This is a genomic window from Vogesella margarita, assembly GCF_028548475.1.
Taxonomy (GTDB): domain Bacteria; phylum Pseudomonadota; class Gammaproteobacteria; order Burkholderiales; family Chromobacteriaceae; genus Vogesella; species Vogesella margarita.
The window spans coordinates 69,650-95,168 of record NZ_JAQQLE010000010.1 but is presented as its reverse complement, the minus strand read 5'-3'; the positions used below and the strand labels follow the sequence as shown (position 1 = coordinate 95,168).

Below are 25,519 nucleotides of genomic sequence, written 5' to 3'. Positions count from 1 at the left end.
CACGGGCGTCATGCCCTGCTGTCCGTGCTGGGTGCGCCGAACTATGTCAGCTGGGATGGCGGATTCACGACCGCAGCTGCGGCGGATCGTCGGGGTAGGCGTCGGGGTCCACCCGTGGTGGCTGGAAGCCGTTGATCTGGCGGGCGGATTTTTCCAGCAGCAGCACGATGCTGGTGTTGAGCGCGCCAAAGCCCCAGGCAATCAGGAAAAACACCGAGTAGGCGGACAGCTTGTCGGCAAACAGCTGCGCGCCGTGCAGGGTCAGCTCCTGCGGGTCGAAGATCGAGAAGAACAGGCCGGTGGCGAGCGCGGCGATGATGAAGGACGGCCAGAACAGCAGGATGGCTTGGCGCATGATGGTGTTACCCCGGTGGTTGCCTCATTTCAGCCTAGCGGCCGCCCCTGCAAAAAGCAAAAACCGCGCATGACGCGCGGTTTTTGCGGTGGCTGGCGCCTTATTTGACGCGGTTGGCGTACATGAAGTTTTCCATCTTGCTTTCGGCAAGGTTGGACCAGCCGTGCTGCAGGGTGCGGAATTTCTTCCATTCGGTATAGATCTTCCTGAAGTCCGCGTTCGTGGCCGCCTCCTGCTCGTACAGTTCGAAGGCGGCCTTCTGTGCTGCCTTCATGATGTCAGCAGGGTACTGGTGCAGCTTGGTGCCTTTTTGCAGCAGGCTGACCAGTGCCACCGGGTTCTTGGCGTCGTATTCGGCCTGCATGCTGAGGTTGGCCTCGGCGGCAGCGGCTTCGAAGGCAGCCTTGTACTCGGCCGGTAGCTTGTCCCATTCCTTCTTCGACACGTAGAACGAGATGTTCGGACCTGGTTCCCAGAAGCCCGGATAGTAGTAGTGCTGGGCCACCTTGTAGAAGCCGAGCTTCTCGTCGTCGTAGGGACCGACCCATTCGGTGGCGTCGATGGTACCTTTTTCCAGTGCCGGGTAGATGTCGCCGCCGGCCAGGGTTTGTGGTACCGCGCCCAGCTTGGCCATGATCTCGCCACCGAAGCCCGGGATACGCATCTTCAGGCCCTTGAGATCGGCCAGCGATTTCACTTCCTTGCGGAACCAGCCGCCCATCTGGGTGCCGGTGTTGCCGCCCGGGAAGTTGACGATGTTGTACTTGGCGTAGAACTCGCGCAGCAACTTCATGCCGCCGCCGTAGTACAGCCAGGCGTTCTGCTGGCGAGAGGTCAGGCCGAACGGCATGGTGGTGTCGAAGGCAAAGGTCTTGTTCTTGCCGACATAGTAGTAGCCGCAGGTGTGGCCGCACTCGACGGTGCCGTTCTGCACCGCATCCAGCACCTGGGTGCCCGGCACGATCTCGCCGCCCGGGAAGACACGGATCTGGAACTTGCCGCTGGTCAGCTCGGCCACGCGCTTGGATAGCTGCTCGGCGCCACCGTAGATGGTATCCAGGCTTTTAGGGAAGCTGGACGCGAGGCGCCAGCGGATAGCCGGTCCTTCGGCGGCCAGTACCGGTGCCGATACCCCGGCGCCTACCAGGCCGGCCGCGCCGGCTTTCTTCAGAAACGAACGTCTTTCCACCGTGATCTCCTTTGTGTTGTGCTTGCTGTGTGTCCCGGGCGATGCGTGCCGCCAGAGGATGTTGTCGGTAATGCGTTTGCGGTTTGGCGAGCGAGGCATGTTGCCATTGGCATGATGCCTCGCTTGCTGCTTATTGGCCAGTCAGTTCCTTGAGCAGTGCGTCCGATTGCTGGCTGTCGCCGTCGGCGGCGGAGGCGTCGCCGGCCGGGATCTCGATGCCTTGCGGCAGGTCGCTGCTAGGTGTTGTCTCCATCTGCTGCATGATCGACGCTGCGTCGTCGGCGTTGGTCTTCACCTCGGCGTGCAGCGAACCGGTGACCAGGCCGGGGAAGGCGATCAGGGTGCCGACCATGATCAGCTGCATCACCACGTAGGGCACCGCACCCCAGTAGATCTGCGTGCTCTTCACTTCCTTCGGTGCCACGCTGCGCAGGTAGAACAGCGCGAAGCCGAACGGCGGGTGCATGAAGGAGGTCTGCATGTTCACCGCCAGGATGACGCCGAACCACACCAGGTTGATGTCCAGGCTCTGTGCCACCGGCGCCAAGAGTGGCACCAGGATGAAGGCGATCTCGAAAAAGTCGAGGAAGAAGGCCAGGAAGAACACCATGATGTTGACGGTGATCAGGAAGCCGGTGGCACCGCCGGGCAGGCTGGTGAGCAGGTGCTCGACCCACTTGTCGCCATCAACGCCGAGGAAGGCGATGCGGAACACTCGGGCGCCGATCAGGATGAACACCACGAAGGTGGACAGCTTGACGGTGGAGTCCATTGCCTGCTTCAGCAGTGACATGTCCAGACGACGGTTCATCATCGCCAGGATGATGGCGCCGACCGCGCCCATGGCGCCGCCCTCGGTCGGGGTGGCAATGCCGAGGAAGATGGTGCCCAGCACCAGGAAGATCAGCAGTAGCGGCGGAATCATCACCAGCACCACGCGCTTGCCCAGCGCCGCGCCGCGCAGGGTGCGGGCCTCCGGTGGCAGCGCCGGGACCCACTGCGGTTTCACCATCGACACCATGAAGATGAACACGGTGTAGAACGCGCACAGCAACAGGCCGGGCAGCATGGCGCCGGCGTACATGTCGCCGACCGAGGTGCCCAGCTGGTCGGCCAGCACGATCAGCACCAGCGACGGAGGGATGATCTGCGCCAGCGTGCCGGAGGCGGCAATGACGCCGGTGGCGATTCGGGTGTCGTAGCCGTAGCGCAGCATGATGGGCAGCGAGATCAGTCCCATCGAGATCACCGAGGCGGCGACCACGCCGGTGGTGGCTGCCAAGAGCGCGCCGACGAAGATCACCGCGTAGGCGATGCCGCCGCGCATGGTGCCGAACAGCTGGCCGATGGTGTCCAGCATGTCTTCCGCCAGCCCGGAGCGCTCCAGGATCAGCCCCATGAAGGTAAAGAACGGGATCGCCAGCAGCGTGTCGTTGCGCATGATGTCGTAGACCTGGTTGGGCAGGGCCTGCAACAGCTCGGGGCGCAACAGATCGAAGTGGATGCCGATCCAGCTGAACAGCAGGCCGACGGCGGACAGGGCAAAGGCAACCGGGTAGCCGATCAGCAGGAAGAAGATCAGCGACACGAACATGATCGGGGCCATCAGGTCGAGACTCATGCTGGCTCCTTGTGCGGGTCGTTGGACTTGATGGCCGGATTCGGAATCAGGCCCTGCAGGAAGGCAACGCGCTTGATCAGCTCGGACAGGCCTTGGGCCATCAGCAGCGCAAAACCAACCGGGATCAGCAGGAAGACCGGCCAGCGCACCAGGCCGCCCGCGTCGGACGACATCTCGCCGCTGTTCCAGGCGTCGAGGAACATCGGCCAGCCGAAGCTGATCAGCAGGTAGCAGACCGGCATCAGGAACAGCAGGGTGCCGACAATGTCGACGACGGCCTGACCGCGCGCGGACAGCTTGCCGACCAGCAGGTCGATGCGGATGTGTTCGTTCTTTTGCAGGGTGTAGGCGGCTGCCAGCAGGAAGATGGCAGAAAACAGGTACCACTGGATTTCCAGCAAGCCGTTCGAACTGACGTTGAACAGTTTGCGCACCACAGCGTTACCCGCGCTGATAAGCACGACCACCAGGACAAGCCAAGACGCAGCCTGACCGATGCGTGCGTTGATCGCGTCGATAAGACGCGACAAGGCAAGCAGCAATTGCACTGTTTTCTCCTAATGTGTTGTGAGGCTCTGTGGCCTTGTTTTTTTGCAGCGCTCTCCAACGCCGCCACCGTCTAGCGGTGTGTGGCTATAAGAGCATAGTCATTTGCCCTTGCAAAGCGGTATGACATAGGGGATTACCCTTGCCTGTGCCAGCCCAGGGTCAGGCGCAGGTGGCCGGGTGGAGTGGTGACGGATTTCAGCTGTAGATGGCGGGCCAGGGATTGGCCGGGGAAGGGCTGTGTCTGCCAGCGGGCAAACGGTGGCAGCTGGTCGAGGTGGACAACGATGTGTTGCGGCTGGATGTCGAGGAAAGCCAGCTCTGCGGCCAACCTTTGCAGCAGATGGCTGCCAAGGCCGGCATCCAGCGCCGTCAGCAGCAGGGTGCCGAGCGTGCGCCGGATCAGGCCGCTGTCGTGCGGTGTGCCCTGCAGCCGGTAGTGGATCAGCAGGGTGCGACTGGGCCAGTCGAGCTCGCCGAAGTGGAAAGATAATTGCAGGCGGGCGCGCAGCGGCTGTTGTATATCCAGCTCCAGCACGCTTTCCTGCGGCTGCAACCGCAGGGAAATGACCTGAAGTTGCTCGCTGTCGAGCTGTCGTTGCAGGCCGGCCAGCAGCAGCGCGGCCGGCAGCGAGGCGCCGTCGCGGTGCAGTTTCGGGCGCAGCGCCTGCCACTGTCGCCAGCGCTGTTGCCAGGGCGCGCTACTCACGGCGTTTTAGCCGAACAGGGTGCGCGCACCCTCGAAGCGGCTGGCAAAGTAGCGGTTGTCGAGGCGGTCGACCCGGATCACGCTGTTGCTGCGCGGCGCGTGCACGAACTTGCCGTCGCCGATATAAAGCCCCATGTGCGAGAACGGCCGGTTCATGGTGTTGAAGAACACCAGGTCGCCGACCTGCAGCTGGTGGTTGGCGATCGGCCGTGCCAGCGCCGCGATCTGTGCCGCATTGTGCGGCAGCCGGATGCCGGCGGCGTGCTGGTAGATGTAGGCGACCATGCCGCTGCAGTCGAGGCCGGCCTCCGGGTTGCTGCCGCCGAACTGGTAGTCGATGTCGAGCAGGCTCAGGGTGTAGAGCAGGATTTCGCGGTTGACGCCGTCGGCCTTGAGCGCGGACAGGTTGCTGGCCGCCGGCGGGCGCGGCTTGGGCTTGAGCACGGTTTTCGAGGGAGTGCTGGCGCAGCCCGCCAGCAGGACGAGTAGCAAGAGGGTAGGCCAGCGGCGGGTCATGACTGTTTGCTCTCCAGGATTTCCCAGCGTTCGAGTTTTTCCAGCAGCAGCAGTTCGATCTCCTCGATGCGCGCCTGCCACTGGCGCGCGTCCTGCGGCGCGTCGCGGTACACGTTCGGGTCCAGCAGCTTCTGGTTCAGCCCGGCCTGCTCGTCTTCCAGTGCCGCGATTTCCGCCGGCAACCGTTCCAGTTCGCGCTTTTCATTAAAGCTCAGTTTTTGTGTGCGGTTGCTGCGGTCGCGCTCGCTCTTGGCGGCCTCGACGTTGGCCGCCGCCTCCTTGCGCGGCGCCTCCTGTTTCAGCGAGGCCATGCGCGCCTTGGTGTCGAGCCAGTCCTGGTAGCCGCCCGGATATTCTTCCAGCTTGCCATTGCCCTCGAAGGCGATCACCTGCGTCACCACGTTGTCGAGGAAGGCGCGGTCGTGGCTGACCAGGAACACGGTGCCGCTGTACTGCTCGATCAGTTCTTCCAGCAATTCCAGCGTGTCGATGTCGAGATCGTTGGTCGGTTCGTCCAGCACCAGCACGTTGGCCGGGCGGGTGAACAGGCGCGCCAGCAGCAGGCGGTTGCGTTCGCCGCCGGACAGTGACTTCACCGGGCTGCGCGCGCGCTGCGGCGAGAACAGGAAGTCTTCCAGATAGCTCATCACGTGCTTGCGCTGACCGCCGATTTCGACGAAGTCGTTGCCCTGGCTGATGATGTCGGCGACGCTGGTCTCTTCGTCCAGCTGGGTGCGGAACTGGTCGAAGTAGGCGACTTCCAGCTTGGTGCCGCGCTTGATGCTGCCGCTGTCGGCTTCCAGTTCGCCCAGGATCAGCTTCAGTAGCGTGGTCTTGCCGGCGCCATTGGGGCCGATCAGGCCGATCTTGTCGCCGCGCAGGATGCGGGTGGTGAAATCCTTGATCAGTTGCTTGCCGTCAAAGCCCTTGCTGACGTGTTCCAGCTCGGCCACCAGCTTGCCGGAGCGTTCGCCGGCGTCGAGCTGGAAGTTGACCTGGCCGACACGCTCGCGGCGCGAGGCGCGTTCGCGGCGGATCTGTTCCAGGCGGCGTACGCGACCCTCGTTGCGGGTGCGGCGCGCCTCGATGCCCTTGCGGATCCACACCTCTTCCTGGGCGTGGAATTTGTCGAACAGGCGGTTCTGTTCTTCCTCGATCGCCAGCTCTTCCGCCTTGCGCACCTGGTAGGCGCTGAAGCTGCCGGGGTAGCTGCGCAGGATGCCGCGATCCAGCTCGATGATGCGGGTGGCGACGTTGTCGAGGAAGCGGCGATCGTGGGTGATCAAGAGCACGCTGCCGCTGAAGCTCCTCATCAGCCCTTCCAGCCACTCGATGGCACTCATGTCCAGGTGGTTGGTCGGTTCGTCCAGCAGCAGCACGTCCGGGCGCGAGGCCAGCGCGCGCGCCAGCGCCACGCGTTTTTTCCAGCCGCCGGACAGGTCGCTGACCAGCGTGTCCGGGTTGAGGCCGAGGTGCGACAGCGTGGTGCTGATCAGCGCGTCGAACTGCCAGCCGTCCCGTGCTTCCAGCTCCTGCTGGATGTGGGTCATGCGCGCCATTACCTGCTCATGGTTGGCCGCAGGGTCGGACAGCTGCTGGGTGATGTGGTGGTAGTCGGTGAGCAGCTGCTGCAGCTCGCCCAGCCCCTCGGCCACCGCCTCGAATACGGTGTGGCCCTCGCTGAACAGCGGCTCCTGCGGCACGTTGGCGACCTTGAGGTCACCCTGCTGGTTGATGCGGCCGTCGTCGAGCTTGATGCTGCCGGCAATCGCCTTCAGCAGCGACGACTTGCCGGCGCCATTGCGGCCGATCAGGCCGACGACTTCGCCGGGTTCCAGCGAGAAATCCACTTTGTCGAGCAGTGCGTGGTGACCAAAGGCGAGGCAGGCTTTTTCTACGGTAATCAGGGCCATGATGGTATGCGGGAGGCTGTCTTCTTATTGCAATGGAGCGGATTGTAGCATGTGGCTGCATCGCCCTTCGCCTCGGGGGCGGTCGCTGTTACAATGCGCGCCAACCGAAGACCTGCGCTGCAGGTCAATGCGAAAGGATTTGCCATGTACTTTGTTGATCGCTCCGTTGCCGTTATCAAGCCCAAGGCCCCGTTTCTGGCGTGGCTGAATGCCGTGCCGGACAACGACATGATCGAATTGTCGCTGGACGCGCTGCGTGCCGACTGCACGGTGATCCTTTTGCCCGAATTCGATGAGCCGGAAGAGGCGATCGGTCACATCGACGAGATGTACGACAAGCTGTTCCGCATCGAACTGTCGTCGTGGTACGAGGACGAGGCGCTGTGGCCGCAGGACCGCTCGCTGAAAACCTTCTGGGAATGGTTCGACGTCGAGGTGCACTCCACGCTGCTGGACACCGTCGACGCCGACATCATGAACTCCCCGGTCGACGTCGACGAAGACTGACCGCCGCCGCGATGCACGCTAGCCGCGTCAGCCCTTTTGCCGCCACGCTGGCGGCGTCACGCCTTGCCGTCGTACTGGTGGGCGTGGCGCTGCTGATGCTGCTGGCGGCACTGTCCTTTCTGGAGCGTGACCTCGCGTTGGTGGTGGCGCTGGCGGCCGCCGGCTGCGGCTGGCAGGTGCTGCGCCAGAGCGGCATGCTGCGGCCAACCTTCGACGGCTTTGCCGTCGACATGCGCGGCGTGTTGCAGTTGCAGCAGGGCGGCCGGGCCTGCCGCGTCAGCCTGTTGCCGGCCAGTATCGCGTTGCCGCTGCTGGTGGTACTCAGCGTGAGCGACGACAACGGCCGCCGCTACAAACTGCTGGTATGGCCGGACGCGGTGCCGGCCGACACCCACCGCGCGTTGCGCGTCTATGTGCGCTGGTGCCGCGGCGCCGGCAACCCTGAAACCGAACGGATGTAATCAAGCATGGCAAGTTTTGACACCCTGAACGACTGGCTCTCCCATCTGGAATCGATCCACCCTGCCACCATCGACATGGGCCTGGCGCGGGTCAGCGCGGTGCGCGATGCGATGGGCCTGCGGCCAACGTTCCCGGTGGTGCTGGTCGGTGGCACCAACGGCAAGGGCTCGGTCTGCGCCATGCTGTCCACCATACTGGAGCGTGCCGGCTTCAAGGTCGGCACCTACTCCTCGCCGCACATCCTGCGCTACAACGAGCGCGTTGCCATCAACATGCAGCCGGTCAGCGACGAGCGCATCGTGCAGAGCTTCGCCGCCATCGAGGCAGCCCGGGGCGGCACCACGCTGACCTACTTCGAGTTCGGCACCCTGGCGGCGATGCACACCTTCATCGACGAGCAGGTCGATGTCGCGGTGCTGGAAGTCGGCCTCGGCGGCCGTCTCGACGCGGTCAACATCTTCGAGCCGGATGTGTCGGTGGTGGTAAGCGTCGATCTCGATCACCAGAGCTATCTTGGCGACACCCGCGAGCTGGTCGGCTTCGAGAAGGCCGGCATCTTCCGTGCCGGCAAGCTGGCGATTTGCGCCGACCCCAATCCGCCGCAAAGCCTGCTTGAGCATGCGGCGAAGCTTGGCGCCGATCTCCGGCTGGTGGGCAAGGATTTCGGCATCACCCGTCTCGATCACCAGTGGTCGTTCCACATGGGCGACGTGCACCGCCACGCCTTGCCGGTGCCGGCGCTGCGCGGCGAGTACCAGATGATCAACGCCGCGGCGGCACTGGCGGCGCTGGAAGGGTTGCGCCCGCTGCTGCCGGTCGGCATCGGCGCCATCAAGCGCGGCCTGCTGGAGGTGGACTGGCCGGGGCGTTTCCAGGTGCTGCCGGGACGGCCGCTGACCATACTCGACGTCGGCCACAATCCGCACGCCGCCCGCGCGCTGGCGGACAGCCTGAAGCGCATGGCCTACGCGCAGAACCGCTTTGCCGTGTTCTCAATGCTGTCCGACAAGGACCTGCCGGCGGTGGTGGCGGCGCTGAAGGACGAGTTCGACGAGTGGTTTGTCGGCGGTCTGGATATGCCGCGTGGCCAAACCGCCGCAGCATTGACAAGCCAGCTGCATGAGCAGGGCGTGGCCAAGGTGAAACCGTTCGCCAGCGTCGCCGAGGCGTGGCGCGCGGCTTTATCGGCGGCAGGGGAGAATGATAGAATCGTGGTCTTCGGATCCTTCCACACCGTCGCCGAAGTGATGGCCGCGAAAACCAATCACGCCTGAGGACGCCAGATGTCTCTTTCTGCACACGATGAACTGCTGATGCTGCGCAAGCGGGCGCGCCGCCGCCTGGTCGGCGCCATCGTGCTGGTGCTGGTGGCCACCACCGTGTTGTGGAATGTGCTGGACGCACTGCCGGAGCAGGAAATGAAGCCGGAGCAGGTCGAGATCTCCGGCCTGCCGGCCTCGGCACCGGTTCCTGCCCCCGTCGCAGCGCCGCCCGTGGCGGCCTCGGCGCCGCAGGAAACCGACATTCTCGCCACGCTGCCACCGGAAGACAGCGTGCTGGCGCCGCCGCCGGCCGCCGAGGCCAGCCGTCCGCAGGCCGTCGTGCCCGTTGTGGCACCGGCCGTTGCGCCAGCCGCTCAGGCCAAGGTGGTGCCGCCTGCGGAGGCGAAACCGGTCGCGCCCAAGCCAGCCGAGCCGAAACCAGCCGAGCCGAAACCGGTGACGCCGAAGGCGGCCGACAAGAAGCCTGAGCCGGTCGTGGCAGAGAAGAAGTCGGCACCGGACCCGATGGCGATTCTGGAAGGGCGCGAGGCGGCGGCGCCACGCGCAGCGACCACCGCGGCGACGGCCGAAAAATACCAGGTGCAGCTGGCCGCGCTGTCCGATCCGGACAAGATCAGCGCGCTGAAACAGCGCCTCTCCTCAGCCGGCGTGGCCGCCCGTTTCAGCAAGGCGCAGACCAGCAAGGGCGAGGTGACACGGGTGCGTGTCGGCCCGTTCGGCAGCCGTGCCGAAGCCGATGCCGCGTTGCGTAAACTGGAACGGGCCGGCGTGTCGGGAATCATTGTCACCAAATGATGCTGACGGCTCTTGACTGGCTGATTCTAGCCATCATCTTAGGTTCCATGGCGGTGGCGCTGTTCCGCGGCCTGGCCGCCGAGCTGCTGTCGCTGAGTTCGTGGTTGCTGGCGTTCTGGGTGGCGCGCAGTTTCGCCCCGGAGGTCGCCGGCTTCATGCCATTGGCCGGCCAGGGGCTGCAGCTGATTGCCGCCTTCGTGGTTTTGCTGTTGCTGACTTGGCTGGCAACCGCATTGTTTCGCGTCACCCTGACCGCGCTGATCGATGCGGTCGGTCTGGGGGGCGTCAACCGTTTTCTTGGCGTCGTGTTCGGCCTGGCCCGTGGCCTGCTGCTGGTCACGGTGCTGGTAATGCTGGGTGGGATGAGTACCATGCCGCAACAGAGTTTTTGGCACGACGCCTTGCTGGTACAGCCTTTCGAGGCGGTGGCGCTGGCAGCCCGACCGTGGCTGCCGGATACGCTGGCGCAAGCGGTGAAATTTTTTTAGCAGTACCAAGAGGGGTGATGGTGCGATCCGCTGTCACCCCTTGTTTTTACTCGTGTAGTCTGGGGATGAGCTATGTGTGGAATTTTGGGGGTGGTGGGTCAGTCGCCCGTAAACCAGCTGTTGTATGACGGTTTGCAATTGTTGCAGCACCGTGGTCAGGACGCAGCCGGGATTGTTACGGCCAATGGCAAGACCTTTCACATGCACAAGGGCAGCGGCCTGGTGCGGGACGTGTTCCGCACCCGCAATATGCGCTCGCTGTTCGGTAATGCAGGCATTGGTCATGTGCGCTACCCCACAGCCGGCTCGGCATCCAGCCTGGCCGAGGCGCAGCCGTTCTATGTCAACTCGCCGTTCGGTATCGTGCTGGCGCACAACGGCAACCTGACCAATACCGACGAGCTGAAGCAGGACATGTACCGCAATGACCTGCGCCATATCAACACCAATTCCGATTCGGAAGTGCTGCTCAACGTGTTTGCGCACGAGATTGCGGCCCGCGTCGAGAACGCGACGCTGACCGCGGATGCGGTATTCGGTGCGGTCGAGGCGGTACACCGCCGCGTCAAGGGTGCCTACGCCGTGGTGGCGATGATCGCCGGTTACGGACTGGTGGCGTTCCGCGATCCGCACGGTATCCGCCCGATGGTGATGGGTGCCACCGAGGTCGACGGCAAGGCCGAGTACATGTTCGCCTCCGAATCGGTGGCGCTGGACTGCTCCGGCTTCAAGGTGCTGCGCGACGTGCAGCCGGGCGAGTGCGTGTACGTCACCTTCGACGGCGACATGCAGGCGCGTGTCTGTGCCGAAAACACCCAGCTGGCACCGTGCCTGTTCGAGTACGTGTACTTTGCACGTCCGGATTCGGTGATCGACGGCGTGTCGGTCTACCAGTCGCGTCTGGTGATGGGCGAGATGCTGGCCGAGAAGATCCGCCGCCAGTACGCGGACATCGACATCGACGTGGTGATCCCGATTCCGGATTCCAGCCGCCAGAGCGCGATGCAGCTGGCCAGCGCGCTGGGCCTGCCGTACCGCGAAGGCTTCATCAAGAACCGCTATATCGGCCGCACCTTCATCATGCCGGGGCAGGCGGTGCGCAAGAAGTCGGTGCGCCAGAAGCTGAACCCGGTACCGCTGGAATTTGCCGGCCGCAACGTGCTGCTGGTGGACGATTCCATCGTGCGCGGCACCACCTCCAAGGAAATCGTGCAGATGGCGCGCGATTCCGGCGCCAAGAAGGTGTACTTCGCCTCGGCAGCGCCGGCGGTACGCTTCCCCAACGTGTACGGCATCGACATGCCGACCCGTGCCGAGCTGCTGGCGACCGGCCGCAACGACACGCAGATCGCCGCCGAGATCGGTGCCGATGCGGTGATCTACCAGGAGCTGGAAGCGCTGGAGCAGGCGGTGCAGGGCCTGAATCGCGAGCTGAACGTGTTCGAGGCGTCCTGCTTCAGCGGTTGCTACATCACCGGCGACATCAACGAAGCCTATCTGGACGCCATCGAGGCAGCACGCAAGAAGGGCAAGGCGGCCAGCGAGCAGAAAGAGGAAGACAGCAGCAACCAGATGGTTGACCTCAACCTGAATGTTGCCGAACAAAACCTGATCTGAATTTCTATATAACGACAAGGGTTGGCTGTTGCGGCCAACCCTTGTTATTGTTGAAAGTCTTTCAGCCATACGCCGTACGAGAGCCCACCATGTCGCGCGAAGACACCTGTCCCCCCTTGCATCCCGAGACGCTGGCCATCCGTGCCGGCCGCGAAACCAGCGAATACCGCGAACACAGCCAGAGCCTGCACCTGACCTCCAGCTTCACCTTTGATACGGCCGCCCAGGCCGCCGCCATGTTCATGGGCGAGATCGAAGGCTACACCTACTCCCGTTTTACCAATCCGACCGTCAGCGCCTTTCAGCAAAGGTTGGCCGCAATGGAAGGCGGCGAGCGCGCGATTGCCACCGCCAGCGGTATGGCCGCGATCCAGGCCACCATGCTGACCCTGCTCAAGGCCGGCGATCACGTAGTGTCGTCGCAGAGCCTGTTCGGCTCCACCATCAACCTGTTCAACGGCATTCTCGGCAAGTTCAATATCGAGACGACCTATGTCGATGCTGCCGATCCGGAAGCGTGGCGGGCGGCGGTGAAGCCCAATACCAAGGTGTTCTTCCTGGAAACGCCGTCCAACCCGCTCACCGAGCTGGCCGATATTGCCGCTGTCGCCGCCATCGCGCATGAAGCCGGCGCCTTGCTGGTGGTCGACAATTGCTTCTGTTCGCCGGCACTGCAGCAGCCGCTGCAACTGGGCGCCGATCTGGTGGTGCACTCCGCCACCAAGTACCTCGATGGCCACGGCCGGGTGCTGGGCGGCGCGGTGGTCGGCAACGACAAGCTGATCGAGCAGATCTACCTGCACGTGCGCACCGCCGGCCCGACCCTGGCGGCATTCAATGCCTGGGTACTGTTGTCCGGTCTGGAAACGTTGCACCTGCGCATGGAAAAGCATTCCGCCAACGCGCTCGAACTGGCGCGCTGGCTGGAACAGCAACCGTCGGTGGCGCGCGTGTTCTACCCTGGGCTGGAGAGCCACCCGCAATTTGCGCTGGCGCAAAAGCAGCAGCGCAGCGGCGGGGCGGTGGTGTCGTTCGAGATCAAGGGTGGGCGCGAAGCGGCCTGGCGGGTGGTGGACGCGGTGCAGGTCATTTCGCGCACCGCCAACCTCGGCGACGTCAAGACCACGCTGACCCATCCGGCATCGACCACCCACGCACGCATCACGCCGGAGGCGCGCGCGCGTGCCGGCATCAGTGAGGGACTGTTGCGGGTTGCCGTCGGTCTGGAGCACGTCGATGACCTGAAGGCGGATCTCGCTAGAGGCTTGTAATAAAAAACGTTTGTTTCAATCGAACGGCAGTCTAGACTAAGGACTGCCGTTTTACTTGTGTTTACCGCGGGAGGCTTCAGGAATGCATTTCTTGACAGGCATCAATTTAAAACGTAAGTTTCAAACGCTTGTTCTAAAATCATGATGGACAAGGCGACGCAATTACTCAATCCGATGAAAGTGCAAGACGACATGGAAGTGAACAAACCCGATACCGCAACTCGGATTCTCGATGTTGCCGAGCGGCTGTTTGTCGAGCACGGCTTTGAAGCTACCTCACTTCGCATGATCACACAGCAGGCCGAAGTCAACCTGGCCGCTGTGAACTACCACTTCGGTTCAAAGGATGCGCTGTTCGAATCGGTGTTCATGCGCAGGATCGGCCCGTTTGTGGCCGCCTGTCTGGCCGAGCTCGACGCGCTGGAACAATCCGGGCAAGCCCTGACCGCCGAGGCGCTGGTGCTGACCTTCATCAAGCCCTGCCTGATGTTGTCGAAAGACCCGACCAAGGGCGGGGCGCTGTTTGTCCGGCTGATGTCGCGCACGCTGGTGGAAAACCACCGCCTGCTGCGCGAGGCACTGAACCAGCAGTACAGCGTGTTTGTACAGCGTTACAGCAGTGCCTTCCAGGCAGCTTTGCCGCAGTTTGAAACCGAAGACATTGCTTGGCGCATGCACTTTGCCTTTGGCGTGATGTTCAATGCCTTCGCCGGTAATGATGTGCTGAAGATCTTCGTCCGCAGTCAGGTGGTTTCCGCCCGTGACCCGGACATGGTCGTCAAGCACCTGGTGCCTTTCGTCGTAGCGGGGTTGACGGCGCCCGTCTGATTGACTCCACGAGGTCAACACGAGGGTAACCATAATGTCTTCTGCTATTGTTCTGATCCTGCTGCTCGGGGCGCTCGCGTATTTCCGCGCCCCCGTTCTGGCGTGGACTGTCGTCATCGCGGGCTGGCTTGCCAGCCTGCAGCCAGTCTGGGGCTGCCAGGTCCCGCTTGCGCTGTGGGCGCTGTTTGCTGTCATCGCGCTGGTTCTGAATCTGGTGCCGCTGCGCCGCGCCGTGTTCACCGGCCCGGTATTCTCCGTCTTCAAGAAAATCACCCCTGCGATGTCTCAGACCGAGCAGGAGGCGATCAACGCCGGTACCGTGTGGTGGGATCGCGACCTGTTCTCCGGCAAGCCGGACTGGAATCGTCTGCTGTCCTTCCCGGATCCGAAACTGACTGCTGAAGAGCAGGCGTTTCTGGATGGCCCGACCGAGCAGCTGTGCAAGATGGTCGATGACTGGAAGATCACCCACGAGCTGAAGGACCTGCCGCCGGAAGTATGGCAGTTCATCAAGGACAATGGCTTCCTCGGCATGATCGTCAAGAAGAAGTACGGCGGTCTGGAGTTCTCCAACTACGCGCACGCCAAGGTGGTCACCAAGATTGCCACCCGTGGCGGCACCGCGGCGGTATCGGTGATGGTGCCGAACTCGCTCGGCCCGGGCGAGCTGCTGCAGCACTACGGCACCGAGGCGCAGAAAGACTACTACCTGCCGCGTCTGGCCAAGGGCGTGGAAGTGCCGTGCTTCGCGCTGACCAGCCCCTACGCCGGCTCGGACGCCGGTGCCATCCCCGACTACGGCATCGTCTGCCGCGGCAGCTACACCGATCCGCGCAGCGGCCAACGTTTTGACGACGTACTCGGCCTGCGCGTGAGCTGGGAAAAGCGCTGGATCACGCTGGCGCCGGTCGCCACCATCCTTGGCCTCGCGTTCAAGATGTACGACCCGGATCACCTGCTGGGCGACAAGGAAGACATCGGCATCACCTGCGCGTTGGTGCCGACCGAGCACGAGGGCGTCTGCATTGGCCGTCGCCACTTCCCTGGCGGTGCCGCCTTCATGAACGGCCCGACCTGGGGTAAAGACGTGTTCATTCCCCTGGAGTGGATCATCGGCGGCCGCGACTACGCCGGCCAGGGCTGGCGTATGCTGGTCGAGTGCCTGTCGGTAGGGCGCTGCATCTCGCTGCCGGCGATGTCGGTGGCCTCCGGCAAGGTGGCAACCTACACTACCGGCGCCTATGCCCGCATCCGCGACCAGTTCGGCCTGTCCATCGGCAAGTTCGAGGGCGTGGACGAGGCGATGGCGCGCATCGGCGGCTTCACCTACCAGATGGAAGCGTCGCAGGATCTGGCACTGACGGGCCTCGATATCGGCGAAAAACCGTCGGTGCTGTCCGCGGTGCTGAAATATCACAATACCGAGCGCATGCGCAAAACGCTGAACGACGCGATGGACATCCATGGCGGCAAGGCTGTGGTGCTGGGGCCGCGCAACTACCTGGCGCGTGCCTACCAGGCGATCCCGATCGCGATCACGGTGGAAGGCGCCAACATCCTGACCCGTTCGATGATCATCTACGGGCAGGGCGCAATCCGCTGCCATCCCTTCGTGCTGCGCGAGATGAAAGCGGCGATGAGCAATGACGCCGCCGAATTCGACAAGGCCATCACCGGCCACATCAACTTCGTGATCAGCAACGTGTTCCGCTCGCTGTGGATGGGCCTGACCGGCGCCAAGCTGGTCGGCAGCCCGAAAGGCGGCGAAGTGGCCGCCTACTACAAGCAGCTGACGCGTTTCTCCAGCGCCTTTGCGCTGCTGTCCGACATGGCGATGTTCAGCCTGGGGGGCAGCCTGAAGTTCCGCGAGAAGCTGTCGGCGCGGCTGGGTGACATGCTGTCCAACCTGTACATCGCCTCTGCCTGCCTGAAGCGCTTCGAACGTGACGGTGCGCCGAAGGAAGACCTACCGGTGCTGCAGTGGGCGGTGGAGAATGCGCTGTACGACCTGCAGCAGGCGATGGACGGCTTCCTCGCAAACCTGCCGAGCCGCACGTTGGCCGCAATCCTGCGCAAGGTGATTTTCCCGTGGGGGCTGACGCTGAAGCCGGCCAGCGACCACACCGGCACCAAGGTGGCGCGGCTGCTGATGGAGCTGGGTCCGACACGCGAGCGTTTGACCCGTGGTATCTTCGCGCCGAGCGACGAATCGGATCCGGTCGGCGTGCTGGAGCCGGCGCTGAAGGCGATGCTGGAGACCGAGCCGCTGGAACAGAAGTTGCGCAAACTGGGGCGGGATGGCAAGTTCAAGACTGTCACCGCGCGCGAGCGGCTGGCGGAGGCCTTGCAGTCCGGCCAGATTACGCAACAGGAATTCGACGCCGTGACGCGTGCGCGCAAGCTGAAGCGCGACGTGATCATGGTCGATGATTTCGACATGAAACTTGAGCAGCATGATGACAAATTGCTGCAGCGGCTGATCTTCTGATCGGCTAAACAATAAGGAGTCGGGCGGCCACGCCCGTCTCTGTCGATGGCACTCTGTCGACAGAGCGCCATCGAGAGAGACAACATGACCCCATCCCCACAGCAACAACCCGAAATCTGCCGTGAGCCGGTGCTGCGCCTGCGTGCCGAGCCGCGCAGCACCAATGCCCACGGCCGCGTCCATGCCGGCTGGCTGATGTTCCAGATCGATACCGCCGGTGCCATCTGCGCCGAAAGGCTGGCCAAGGGGCCGGTGACGACGGTCGCGGTCAATGCTTTCCAGCTGACCAGCCCCATCCATGTCGGTGACGTGGTGTCACTGTATGCCGAGTGTTTCCGTCTCGGACAGAAGTCGGTCACGCTGAAGGTGACGGTAGAGGCGGAGCGCTTGGGCGGCGAAGTGGTGCCGATTACCGAGGTGATTGCCACCTATGTCGCCATTGATGCCGAAGGCAAATCCAGAATCATTTCCTGAGTGCATTTGATGTGTTGTTTCATTGAAACGATTGTTTGGAACGAATGCTCGAAAAAGCTGGATAACGGCTTCGTGTCTAGGTAGTATCGGGCCAGATCGTCAATCAAACAGACGTTCGGAACAGCATGAATAACAATGCACAGAGGGAATAACACATGAAACTGAAACACGTCAGCTTGTCCGTCATGATGATGGGTGCAACCAGTATTGCCATGGCTTCCGGCTATCACTTCGGTACCCAGTCGGTCAGCGCCCAATCTACCGCCAATGCCAGTGCTGCCGAAGCCGGCAACGCTTCCACTATTTTCTATAACGCGGCGGGCATGACCAAGCTGGAGGGGACCAACTTTTCCGGTGCATTGAACCTGGTAGCGCCGAGTGTTGAGTATTCCAACGCAACAGGTAATTACACTGTTCCTGGCAGTACGCCACGCCCAGTTGGTGGCGCTATTGCCGGAACAACAAGCGGTAAAATCACAGATGACCTGATCGCCGTGCCGCAGATGTACCTGACCCACCAGTTGAATGAAAAAGTCACTGTGGGCTTGGGCATCTACGTTCCTTTTGCATCGGAAACCGAATACCAGCGTGATTCAGTGTTGCGTTACAACCTGAATGCCACTTCGCTCAAGACCATGGATATCAATCCGACCGTGGCACTGAAGCTGAACGAACAGCACTCGGTTGCAGTTGGTGTGGTCGCCCAGCACGCTGAGGCGACTCTGCGCCAGTACGCCAACCATGGCGCCGCGGTTCCTGGTGGCTTGGGCGGGGGTAACGGCACGTATGATGGATATGCGGATGTTGACGGTAAAGACTGGGGCTTTGGCTACAACCTGGCGTGGTTATGGGACATAAATGATAGCACTCGTGTTGGTGTGAACTACCGATCCAAGGTTGATCATGAACTCAAGGGATCGGCCAAGTGGTCACGCTCCACCGATGTGCTTGCCGGCGGTCCAGGCAATGCAGTCGCTGACTTGGTCAAGAGTCTGTATCCCGATTCTGAAGATGCTAGCGTAAAAATTACGACCCCCGAGTCCTTGTCGCTCCATGCCATGCACAAGCTGGATCGCAAGGTGACTTTGTTTGGCGACCTGACCTGGACAAAGCACTCGCGCTTTGATGTTGCACAGTTGAAATACGGTACGCCAAAAGTGTCTCTCCCGGCGGTGAATCAGGGTGATACCACCTACCTGAATCCGCAGTGGAAAGATACCTACAAGATCTCGCTGGGTGGCGCTTACCAGTACTCCGAGCCGCTGCAGCTGCGCGCCGGTATTGCCTTCGACAAGTCGCCGGTGCCGGATGACAACCATCGTCTGGCCACCATGCCTGACAACGACCGTTACTGGTTCTCGCTGGGTGGCAAATACGATCTGAACAAGCAGTCCTCCATCGACTTTGCCTACAGCTATATCCACATCAAGGATGCGAAGGCCAATGTTGACGGTCGTTGCACCTCGCAAGGCCAGACTGTTTGTGTTTCCAGCCAGACCGTGGGCACCGCCAACTACAAAGCCAGCGCCCAGATCCTGGGGGTGCAGTACAACCACCGTTTCTAAGCCGCGAGGCTTTGCGGCCAACGTTTGACGTTGGCCGCAGCAGGCACGGCGACCCTGTTGCCGTGTTTTTTTCGGGAAGTGCTGAACCGTTGTTCAGATACTGTGATTCAGCCGACTTTCCCGCGGAATGGCTTACCCGGAATCTATAATCCGTGAAGCCGCAACCATGTTTGTTCGTTAAGACAACCGAGGAAACCATGTCTCAGACCAAGTTTATCGTACGCAAGGTCGCCGTTCTCGGCGCCGGCGTGATGGGGGCGCAGATCGCCGCTCATCTGGTTAATGCCAAGGTGCCGACCGTGCTGTTCGACCTGCCGGCAAAAGACGGCAACAAGAACGGCATCGCACTGAAAGCCATCGACGGCCTGAAAAAGCTCAAGCCGTCGCCACTGTCCAACAAGGATGCGGTCAACTACATCCAGCCGGCCAACTACGAAGAGCACCTGCACCTGCTGAAGGACTGCGATCTGGTGATCGAGGCCATCGCCGAGCGCATGGACTGGAAGACCGACCTCTACGCCAAGGTGGCGCCGCATCTGGGCGAGCGCACCATCTTCGCGACCAACACCTCCGGGCTGTCGATCAACCAGCTGGCCGCCGGCGTACCGGCCGAGCTGGCGCCACGCTTCTGCGGCGTGCACTTCTTCAACCCGCCGCGCTACATGCACCTGGTCGAGATCATCCCGTGCACGGGCTCCGACGCCGGCATGCTGGACAACCTGGAACGCTTCCTGGTGACCACGCTGGGCAAGGGTGTGATCCGTGCCAAGGACACCCCGAACTTCGTCGCCAACCGCATCGGCGTGTTCTCGATGCTGGCCACCATCGCCAACGCCGAAAAATTCGGCATCCGCTTTGACGTGGTCGACGATCTGACCGGCCCGCGCCTTGGTCGTCCGAAGTCCGCCACCTTCCGCACCGCCGACGTGGTCGGCCTGGACACCTTCGCCCACGTGGTGAAAACCATGGACGACACGCTGCCGAACGACCCGTGGCACGCCTACTTCAAGTCGCCGCAGTGGCTGCAGCAGCTGATCGCCGACGGTAGCCTGGGTGCCAAGACCAAGCGCGGCATCTACAAGAAGGAAGGCAAACAGATGTTTGTCTTCGACGCCGCCAAGGGCGAGTACGTGGGCGCCGGCGAGAAGGGCGACGACGCGGTCAAGGCCATCCTCAAGATCGAGAACCCGGCGGAGAAGTTCAAGCAGCTGCGCGCCAGCAGCCATCCGCAGGCACAGTTCCTGTGGGCCTGCTTCCGTGACGTGTTCCACTACATTTCCTATCACCTCGGCGACATCGCCAACTGCGCGCGCGACGTCGACTTTGCCATCCGCTGGGGCTTCGGCTGGTCGGTCGGTCCGTTCGAGACCTGGCAGGCGGCCGGCTGGCAGCAGGTTGCCGGCTGGATCGATGAAGACATCAAGGCCGGCAAAACGTTGGCCGCAGCCGCGCTGCCGGCCTGGGCGCTGGAAACCGACCGTGCCGGCGTGCACTTTGCCGATGGCTCCTTCGATGCCACCGCCGGCAAACTGGTCGGCCGCTCCACGCTGGACGTGTACCAGCGCCAGCTGGCCCCGGCCAAGGTACTGGGCGAAACCGCCGGCCTGCTGGGCGAGACCGTGTTCGAGAACGAGGGCGTGCGCGCCTTCACCACCGGTGACGACGTGCTGGTGGTGTCGTTCAAGTCCAAGGCCCACGCCATCGGCCCGGACGTGATCGACGGCGTCAACACCGCCATCGACATCGCCGAAGCCCGCTTCAAGGGCTTGGTGATCTGGCAGACCGAAGAGCCGTTCTCGGTCGGTGCCGACCTGCAGTCCATGCTGCCGGCGTTCATGATGGGCGACTGGGACGCGATCGACACCATGGTGCACCGCTTCCAGACCACTTCGATGCGCCTGCGCTACAGCCACATCCCGACCGTCGCCGCGACGCAGGGCTATGTGTTCGGCGGTGGCTGCGAGTTCGCGATGCACTGCGACAAGGTCGTCGCCGCGCTGGAATCCTACGTCGGTCTGGTTGAGGTCGGTGTTGGCCTGCTGCCGGGTGGCGGCGGTTGCAAGGAGTTCGCGCTGCGTGCGGCGCAGAACGCGCAGGGCGACGTGCTGGCGGCGCTGAAGGACTACTTCATGGCCATTGCCACCGCCAAGGTCGCCACCAGCGGCCACGAGGCGCAGGAGATCGGCTTCTTCCGCAACAGCGACAGCGTGGTGTTCAACGCCTACGAGCTGCTGTACGTCGCCAAGCAGCAGGCGCTGGCGTTGTACGAGTCCGGCTACCGTCCGCCGCTCAAGGTCGCCGGTTTCGCGGTTGCCGGCCGCGCCGGTGCCGCCTCGATCAAGGGCCAGCTGGTCAACATGCTGGAAGGCCACTTCATCAGCCAGCACGACTTCACCATCGCCGCGTTGATCGCCGACGTGATGACCGGTGGCGACGTGGAGCAGGGCACGCTGGTCAACGAGCAGTGGATTCTGGATCTGGAACGCAAGGCGTTCATGACCCTGCTCAAGTCCAGCAAGACCCAGGACCGTATCGCCAACATGCTCACTACCGGCAAGCCGCTGCGTAACTGATACCGCCGAACAGCGGCCGGAGGGTGGCGTGTGCGCCGCCGCTCCGGCCTGAAGGAGATTGCAAAAAATGGTTAAACAAGTACAGGAAGCTTACATCGTCGCCGTGACCCGCACGCCGGTAGGCAAGGCGCCGCGCGGCATGATGCGCAACGTGCGTCCGGACGACATGCTGGCGCACGTGATCAGCGGCGCGCTGGCCCAGGTGCCGACGCTGGACCCGAACCTGATTTCCGACTGCGTGGTCGGTTGCGCCTTCCCCGAGGCGGAGCAGGGCCTGAACATGGCGCGTATCGGCGTGCTGCTGGCCGGACTGCCGAACACCGTCAGCGGTATCACCATCAACCGCTACTGCTCCTCCGGCATCAACGCGGTGCAGATGGCCGCCGACCGCATCCGCCTGGGTGAGGCCGACGTGGTCATCGCCGCCGGTTCCGAGTCGATGTCCATGGTGCCGATGATGGGCAACAAGGTGTCGCTGAACCCGGCGATCTTCGCCAAGGACGAGAACTACGCCATCGCCTACGGCATGGGCCTGACCGCCGAGAAAGTGGCGCAGCAGTGGGGCGTGTCGCGTGAAGACCAGGACGCGTTCGCGGTTGAATCGCACCGCCGCGCCATCGCGGCCATCGACGGCGGCAAGTTCAAGAGCGAGATCACGCCGCTGGAGGTGACCTACCGCACGCCGAACCTGGAAACAGGCGAAGTGATCAGCACCACCCGCGTGCTGGACACCGACGAAGGCCCGCGCCGCGAGACCACGCTGGAAGGCCTGGCCAAGCTGAAGACCGTGTTCGATGCCAAGGGCAGCGTCACCGCCGGCAACTCGTCGCAGATGTCCGACGGCGCCGGTGCCGTGATCCTGGTGTCCGAGAAGATCCTGAAGCAGTTCAACCTGACGCCGCTGGCGCGCTATGTGACCTTCGCAGTGAAGGGCGTGCCGCCGGAAATCATGGGTATCGGCCCGAAGGAAGCGATTCCGGAAGCCTGCCGCAACGCCGGCATCACCCAGGATCAGCTGAAGTGGATTGAGCTGAATGAAGCCTTTGCCGCGCAGGGTCTGGCGGTGGCGCGCGACCTGGAGCTAGACCTGAACCTGGTCAACCCGCACGGCGGCGCCATCGCGCTGGGCCACCCGCTGGGCGCCACCGGCGCCATCCGTACCGCCACGCTGGTGCACGGCATGCGCAATGCCGGCATGCAGGGCTACGGCATGGTGACCATGTGCATCGGTACCGGCATGGGTGCCGCCGGCATCATCGAAGTGCTGTAAGCGTAGCGTTGCGGCCAACGTTGGCCGCAACACACCGCGAATGCCCCGCCTTGGCGGGGCATTTTTCATGGGCACGTGAACAGGCTTGCCGCCCGGTCATCTCAACGGATGCTGACGACGCTGTAGCCGATTCGGTTTATAATCGACGTCATTTTTCTGCATCGATAAAGACCGAATTCACACCATGACCACTGAACTTGCCAAAAGCTACGAGCCGGGCGACATCGAACGTCGCTGGTACGATCAATGGGAACAGTCCGGCTACTTCAAGCCGCACATGGACACCAGCAAACCCGCCTTCTGCATCCAGCTGCCGCCGCCGAACGTGACCGGCACCCTGCACATGGGCCACGCCTTCAACCAGACCATCATGGACGGCCTGACGCGCTACTACCGCATGAAGGGCGACAACACGGTGTGGATTCCGGGCACCGACCACGCCGGTATCGCCACCCAGATCGTGGTCGAGCGCCAGCTGGCAGAGCAGGGCATCAACCGCCACGACCTCGGCCGCGAAGCCTTCACCAGCAAGGTGTGGGAGTGGAAAGAACAGTCCGGCGGCACCATCACCAGCCAGATGCGCCGCGTCGGCTGCTCGGTGGACTGGGACCGCGAATACTTCACCATGGACGACACCCGCGCCAATGTGGTGACCGAGGTATTCGTGCGCCTGTTCGAACAGGGCCTGATCTACCGCGGCAAGCGCCTGTCCAACTGGGACCCGAAACTGGGTACCGCCATCTCCGACCTCGAAGTGGTCTCCGAGGAAGAAGACGGCTTCATGTGGCACATCAAGTACCCGGTAGTCGGCAGCGACGAATTTGTGACGGTCGCCACCACCCGTCCGGAAACCCTGCTCGGCGACGTGGCCGTGGCCATCAACCCGACCGACGAGCGCTACCAGCACCTGCTGGGCAAGATGCTGGAGCTGCCGCTCACCGGTCGCCAGATCCCGGTGATCGCCGACGACTACGTCGATGCCGCCTTCGGCACTGGTTTCGTCAAGATCACCCCGGCGCACGACTTCAACGACTACCAGGTCGGCAAGCGCCACGACACCCAGCTCATCAATGTGATGTCGCTGCAGGCGACCATCCTTGCCAAGGCGCAGCTGTTCGGCTTTGACGGCACCGCGCAGGGCACCATCGACCTGCCGGCCGCCTACGCCGGCCTGTCCACCGCCGACGCACGCAAGGCGATGCTGGCCGATCTCACCGCCCAGGGCCTGCTGCTGGAAGCCAAGCCGCACAAGCTGATGGTGCCGCGCGGCGACCGTACCGGCTCGGTGATCGAGCCGCTCTTGACCGACCAGTGGTTCGTGGCGATGAGCAAGGTAGGCGACGGGGATGCCACCGGCAAATCCATTGCCCAGAAAGCCATCGACGCCGTCGAATCCGGCGAAGTGCGCTTCATCCCGGAAAACTGGGTCAACACCTACAACCAGTGGATGAACAACATCCAGGACTGGTGCATCAGCCGCCAGCTGTGGTGGGGCCACCAGATCCCGGCCTGGTACGACGAAGACGGCAACATCTACGTTGGCCGCACCGAAGCCGAGGCCCAGGCCAAGGCGCCGGGCAAGACCCTGCGCCGTGAACAGGACGTACTGGACACCTGGTTCAGCTCCGCGCTGGTGCCGTTCTCCACCATGGGCTGGCCGGAAGATACCCCGGAACTGCGCGCCTTCATCCCGTCGCAGGTACTGGTCACCGGTTACGAGATCATCTTCTTCTGGGTTGCCCGGATGATCATGATGACCACCCACTTCACCGGCAAGGTGCCGTTCAAGGACGTGTACATCCATGGCATGGTGCGCGACCACGAAGGCAAGAAGATGTCGAAGTCCGAGGGCAACGTCATCGACCCGGTGGACCTGATCGACGGCATCGCGCTGGCGCCGCTGGTCGACAAGCGCACTACCGGCTTGCGCCGCCCGGAAAAGGCCCCGCAGATCGCCAAGGCCACCGAAAAGCTGTTCCCGGACGGCATCCCGGCCTACGGCACCGACGCACTGCGTTTCACCATGGCCAGCTACGCGACGCTGGGCCGCTCGGTCAACTTCGACTTCAAGCGCGCCGAAGGCTACCGCAACTTCTGCAACAAGCTGTGGAACGCCACCCGCTTCGTGATGATGAACGTGGAAGGCAAGGACTGCGGCCAGGACGAAAGCCTGCCGCTGGAATTCAGCTTCGTTGACAAGTGGATCATCGGCCGCCTGCAACAGGCCGAGCTGGACGTGACCGAGGCGCTGGAAACCTATCGCTTCGACCTCGCCGCGCAGACCGTGTACGAGTTCATCTGGAACGAGTACTGCGACTGGTACGTCGAGCTGGCCAAGGTACAGCTGCAGACCGGTAACGAGGCGCAGCAGCGCGCCACCCGCCGCACCATCGTGCGCGTGCTGGAAGTGGCGCTGCGCCTGACCCACCCGCTGATGCCGTTCATCACCGAAGAGCTGTGGCAGACCGTCGCCCCGCTGGCCAACGCCAAGCACACCGACTCCATCATGGTCGCCGCCTGGCCGGTTGCCGTGCCGGAGAAGATCGACGCCGCCGCCAACGCGCGCATGGACGCGTTCAAGGACCTGGTCAACGCGGTGCGCAACCTGCGCGGTGAAATGGGCATCGGCCCGGCCGTGAAGGCGCCGCTGTTCATCGAAACCGCCGACGTCTCCATCGCCGAGTTCATCCCGTACCTGAAGCTGCTGGCCCGCCTCACCGAAGGCAGCATCGTATCCGCCTTGCCGGAAGACGATTCGCCGGTGGCCATCAGCGGTGACGCCCGCCTGATGCTGAAGGTGGAAGTGGACAAGGCGGCGGAAACCGCACGCCTGACCAAGGAAATCGGCAAGCTCGGCGCCGAGCTGGAGAAGCTGACGGCGAAGCTGGAGAAACCGGGCTACGTCGACAAGGCGCCGGCGCATCTGGTGGAGCGCGACAAGGCGCAGCTGGCGGAGTTGAATGACAAGCTGGAGAAGGTGAAGGGGCAGTTGGCCAAATTGGCTTGATAGCTCGTTGTCATTCGTGATAAAACCCCCGTCATCGAAAGG

The 25,519-nt window shown here is 63.0% G+C and carries 21 protein-coding genes; 14 read left to right on the top strand and 7 right to left on the bottom strand.

Features of this window, described 5'->3' with window-relative positions; genetic code table 11:
- Nucleotides 1-64 precede the first annotated feature (64 nt).
- The 7 genes from PQU96_RS11650 to PQU96_RS11620 form a co-directional block, all read right to left on the bottom strand.
- A complete protein-coding gene (locus tag PQU96_RS11650; protein ID WP_272772520.1) occupies nt 65-355 on the bottom strand; it encodes a hypothetical protein in 291 nt (96 codons plus the stop codon).
- A 100-nt stretch (nt 356-455) separates the two neighbouring features.
- The gene (locus PQU96_RS11645; RefSeq protein WP_272772519.1) at nt 456-1,544 is read right to left on the bottom strand and encodes a TRAP transporter substrate-binding protein; all 1,089 of its coding nucleotides are present in this window, start codon (nt 1,542-1,544) and stop codon (nt 456-458) included.
- Between the two features lie 130 nt (nt 1,545-1,674).
- Entirely contained in the window at nt 1,675-3,165 is a 1,491-nt protein-coding gene (locus PQU96_RS11640; protein ID WP_272772518.1) for a TRAP transporter large permease, read from the bottom strand.
- Nucleotides 3,162-3,626, bottom strand: coding sequence for a TRAP transporter small permease subunit (locus tag PQU96_RS11635; protein WP_272772602.1), 465 nt, complete (start codon nt 3,624-3,626; stop codon nt 3,162-3,164). The genes PQU96_RS11640 and PQU96_RS11635 overlap by 4 nt, the downstream gene beginning before the upstream one ends.
- Before the next feature lie 221 nt (nt 3,627-3,847).
- Nucleotides 3,848-4,420, bottom strand: coding sequence for a hypothetical protein (locus PQU96_RS11630; RefSeq protein ID WP_272772517.1), 573 nt, complete (start codon nt 4,418-4,420; stop codon nt 3,848-3,850).
- A gap of 6 nt (nt 4,421-4,426) precedes the next feature.
- Entirely contained in the window at nt 4,427-4,936 is a 510-nt protein-coding gene (locus PQU96_RS11625) for a C40 family peptidase (protein ID WP_272772516.1), read from the bottom strand.
- The gene (locus tag PQU96_RS11620; protein ID WP_272772515.1) at nt 4,933-6,849 is read right to left on the bottom strand and encodes an ATP-binding cassette domain-containing protein; all 1,917 of its coding nucleotides are present in this window, start codon (nt 6,847-6,849) and stop codon (nt 4,933-4,935) included. Before PQU96_RS11620 ends, PQU96_RS11625 begins: the two co-directional genes overlap by 4 nt.
- 144 nt (nt 6,850-6,993) lie before the next feature.
- Here PQU96_RS11620 and PQU96_RS11615 point away from each other — a divergent pair, with 144 nt between their 5' ends.
- The 14 genes from PQU96_RS11615 (at nt 6,994) to PQU96_RS11550 (ending at nt 25,477) form a co-directional block, all read left to right on the top strand.
- Nucleotides 6,994-7,356, top strand: coding sequence for a hypothetical protein (locus PQU96_RS11615; protein WP_272772514.1), 363 nt, complete (start codon nt 6,994-6,996; stop codon nt 7,354-7,356).
- A gap of 11 nt (nt 7,357-7,367) precedes the next feature.
- Nucleotides 7,368-7,817 carry a protein YgfX gene (locus tag PQU96_RS11610; RefSeq protein ID WP_272772513.1) on the top strand — a complete coding sequence of 150 codons (450 nt, stop codon included), beginning with the start codon at nt 7,368-7,370 and terminating at the stop codon, nt 7,815-7,817.
- Between the two features lie 6 nt (nt 7,818-7,823).
- Nucleotides 7,824-9,092 carry a bifunctional tetrahydrofolate synthase/dihydrofolate synthase gene (folC, locus tag PQU96_RS11605; RefSeq protein WP_272772512.1) on the top strand — a complete coding sequence of 423 codons (1,269 nt, stop codon included), beginning with the start codon at nt 7,824-7,826 and terminating at the stop codon, nt 9,090-9,092.
- Nucleotides 9,093-9,101: 9 nt separating this feature from the next.
- Nucleotides 9,102-9,896, top strand: coding sequence for an SPOR domain-containing protein (locus PQU96_RS11600; protein ID WP_272772511.1), 795 nt, complete (start codon nt 9,102-9,104; stop codon nt 9,894-9,896).
- Nucleotides 9,893-10,384, top strand: coding sequence for a CvpA family protein (locus PQU96_RS11595; protein ID WP_272772510.1), 492 nt, complete (start codon nt 9,893-9,895; stop codon nt 10,382-10,384). Before PQU96_RS11600 ends, PQU96_RS11595 begins: the two co-directional genes overlap by 4 nt.
- A gap of 72 nt (nt 10,385-10,456) precedes the next feature.
- Nucleotides 10,457-12,001, top strand: coding sequence for an amidophosphoribosyltransferase (gene purF / locus PQU96_RS11590; protein WP_272772509.1), 1,545 nt, complete (start codon nt 10,457-10,459; stop codon nt 11,999-12,001).
- Between the two features lie 89 nt (nt 12,002-12,090).
- On the top strand, nt 12,091-13,272 hold the full coding sequence (locus PQU96_RS11585; protein ID WP_272772507.1) for an O-succinylhomoserine sulfhydrylase: 1,182 nt from the start codon (nt 12,091-12,093) through the stop codon (nt 13,270-13,272).
- A gap of 192 nt (nt 13,273-13,464) precedes the next feature.
- The gene (locus PQU96_RS11580) at nt 13,465-14,100 is read left to right on the top strand and encodes a TetR/AcrR family transcriptional regulator (protein WP_189352475.1); all 636 of its coding nucleotides are present in this window, start codon (nt 13,465-13,467) and stop codon (nt 14,098-14,100) included.
- Nucleotides 14,101-14,134: 34 nt separating this feature from the next.
- The gene (locus PQU96_RS11575) at nt 14,135-16,588 is read left to right on the top strand and encodes an acyl-CoA dehydrogenase (RefSeq protein WP_272772506.1); all 2,454 of its coding nucleotides are present in this window, start codon (nt 14,135-14,137) and stop codon (nt 16,586-16,588) included.
- A gap of 84 nt (nt 16,589-16,672) precedes the next feature.
- Nucleotides 16,673-17,062 (top strand): acyl-CoA thioesterase, encoded by a 390-nt coding sequence (locus tag PQU96_RS11570; RefSeq protein WP_272772505.1) that lies wholly within the window; start codon nt 16,673-16,675, stop codon nt 17,060-17,062.
- Between the two features lie 155 nt (nt 17,063-17,217).
- Nucleotides 17,218-18,627 (top strand): OmpP1/FadL family transporter, encoded by a 1,410-nt coding sequence (locus PQU96_RS11565; protein WP_272772504.1) that lies wholly within the window; start codon nt 17,218-17,220, stop codon nt 18,625-18,627.
- Nucleotides 18,628-18,824: 197 nt separating this feature from the next.
- Complete coding sequence (locus tag PQU96_RS11560; RefSeq protein ID WP_272772503.1) at nt 18,825-21,200, top strand: 3-hydroxyacyl-CoA dehydrogenase/enoyl-CoA hydratase family protein; 2,376 nt, start codon at nt 18,825-18,827, stop codon at nt 21,198-21,200.
- A 67-nt stretch (nt 21,201-21,267) separates the two neighbouring features.
- Nucleotides 21,268-22,470 carry an acetyl-CoA C-acyltransferase gene (locus tag PQU96_RS11555; RefSeq protein WP_272772502.1) on the top strand — a complete coding sequence of 401 codons (1,203 nt, stop codon included), beginning with the start codon at nt 21,268-21,270 and terminating at the stop codon, nt 22,468-22,470.
- A 184-nt stretch (nt 22,471-22,654) separates the two neighbouring features.
- Nucleotides 22,655-25,477, top strand: coding sequence for a valine--tRNA ligase (locus PQU96_RS11550; protein WP_272772501.1), 2,823 nt, complete (start codon nt 22,655-22,657; stop codon nt 25,475-25,477).
- Nucleotides 25,478-25,519 lie beyond the last annotated feature (42 nt).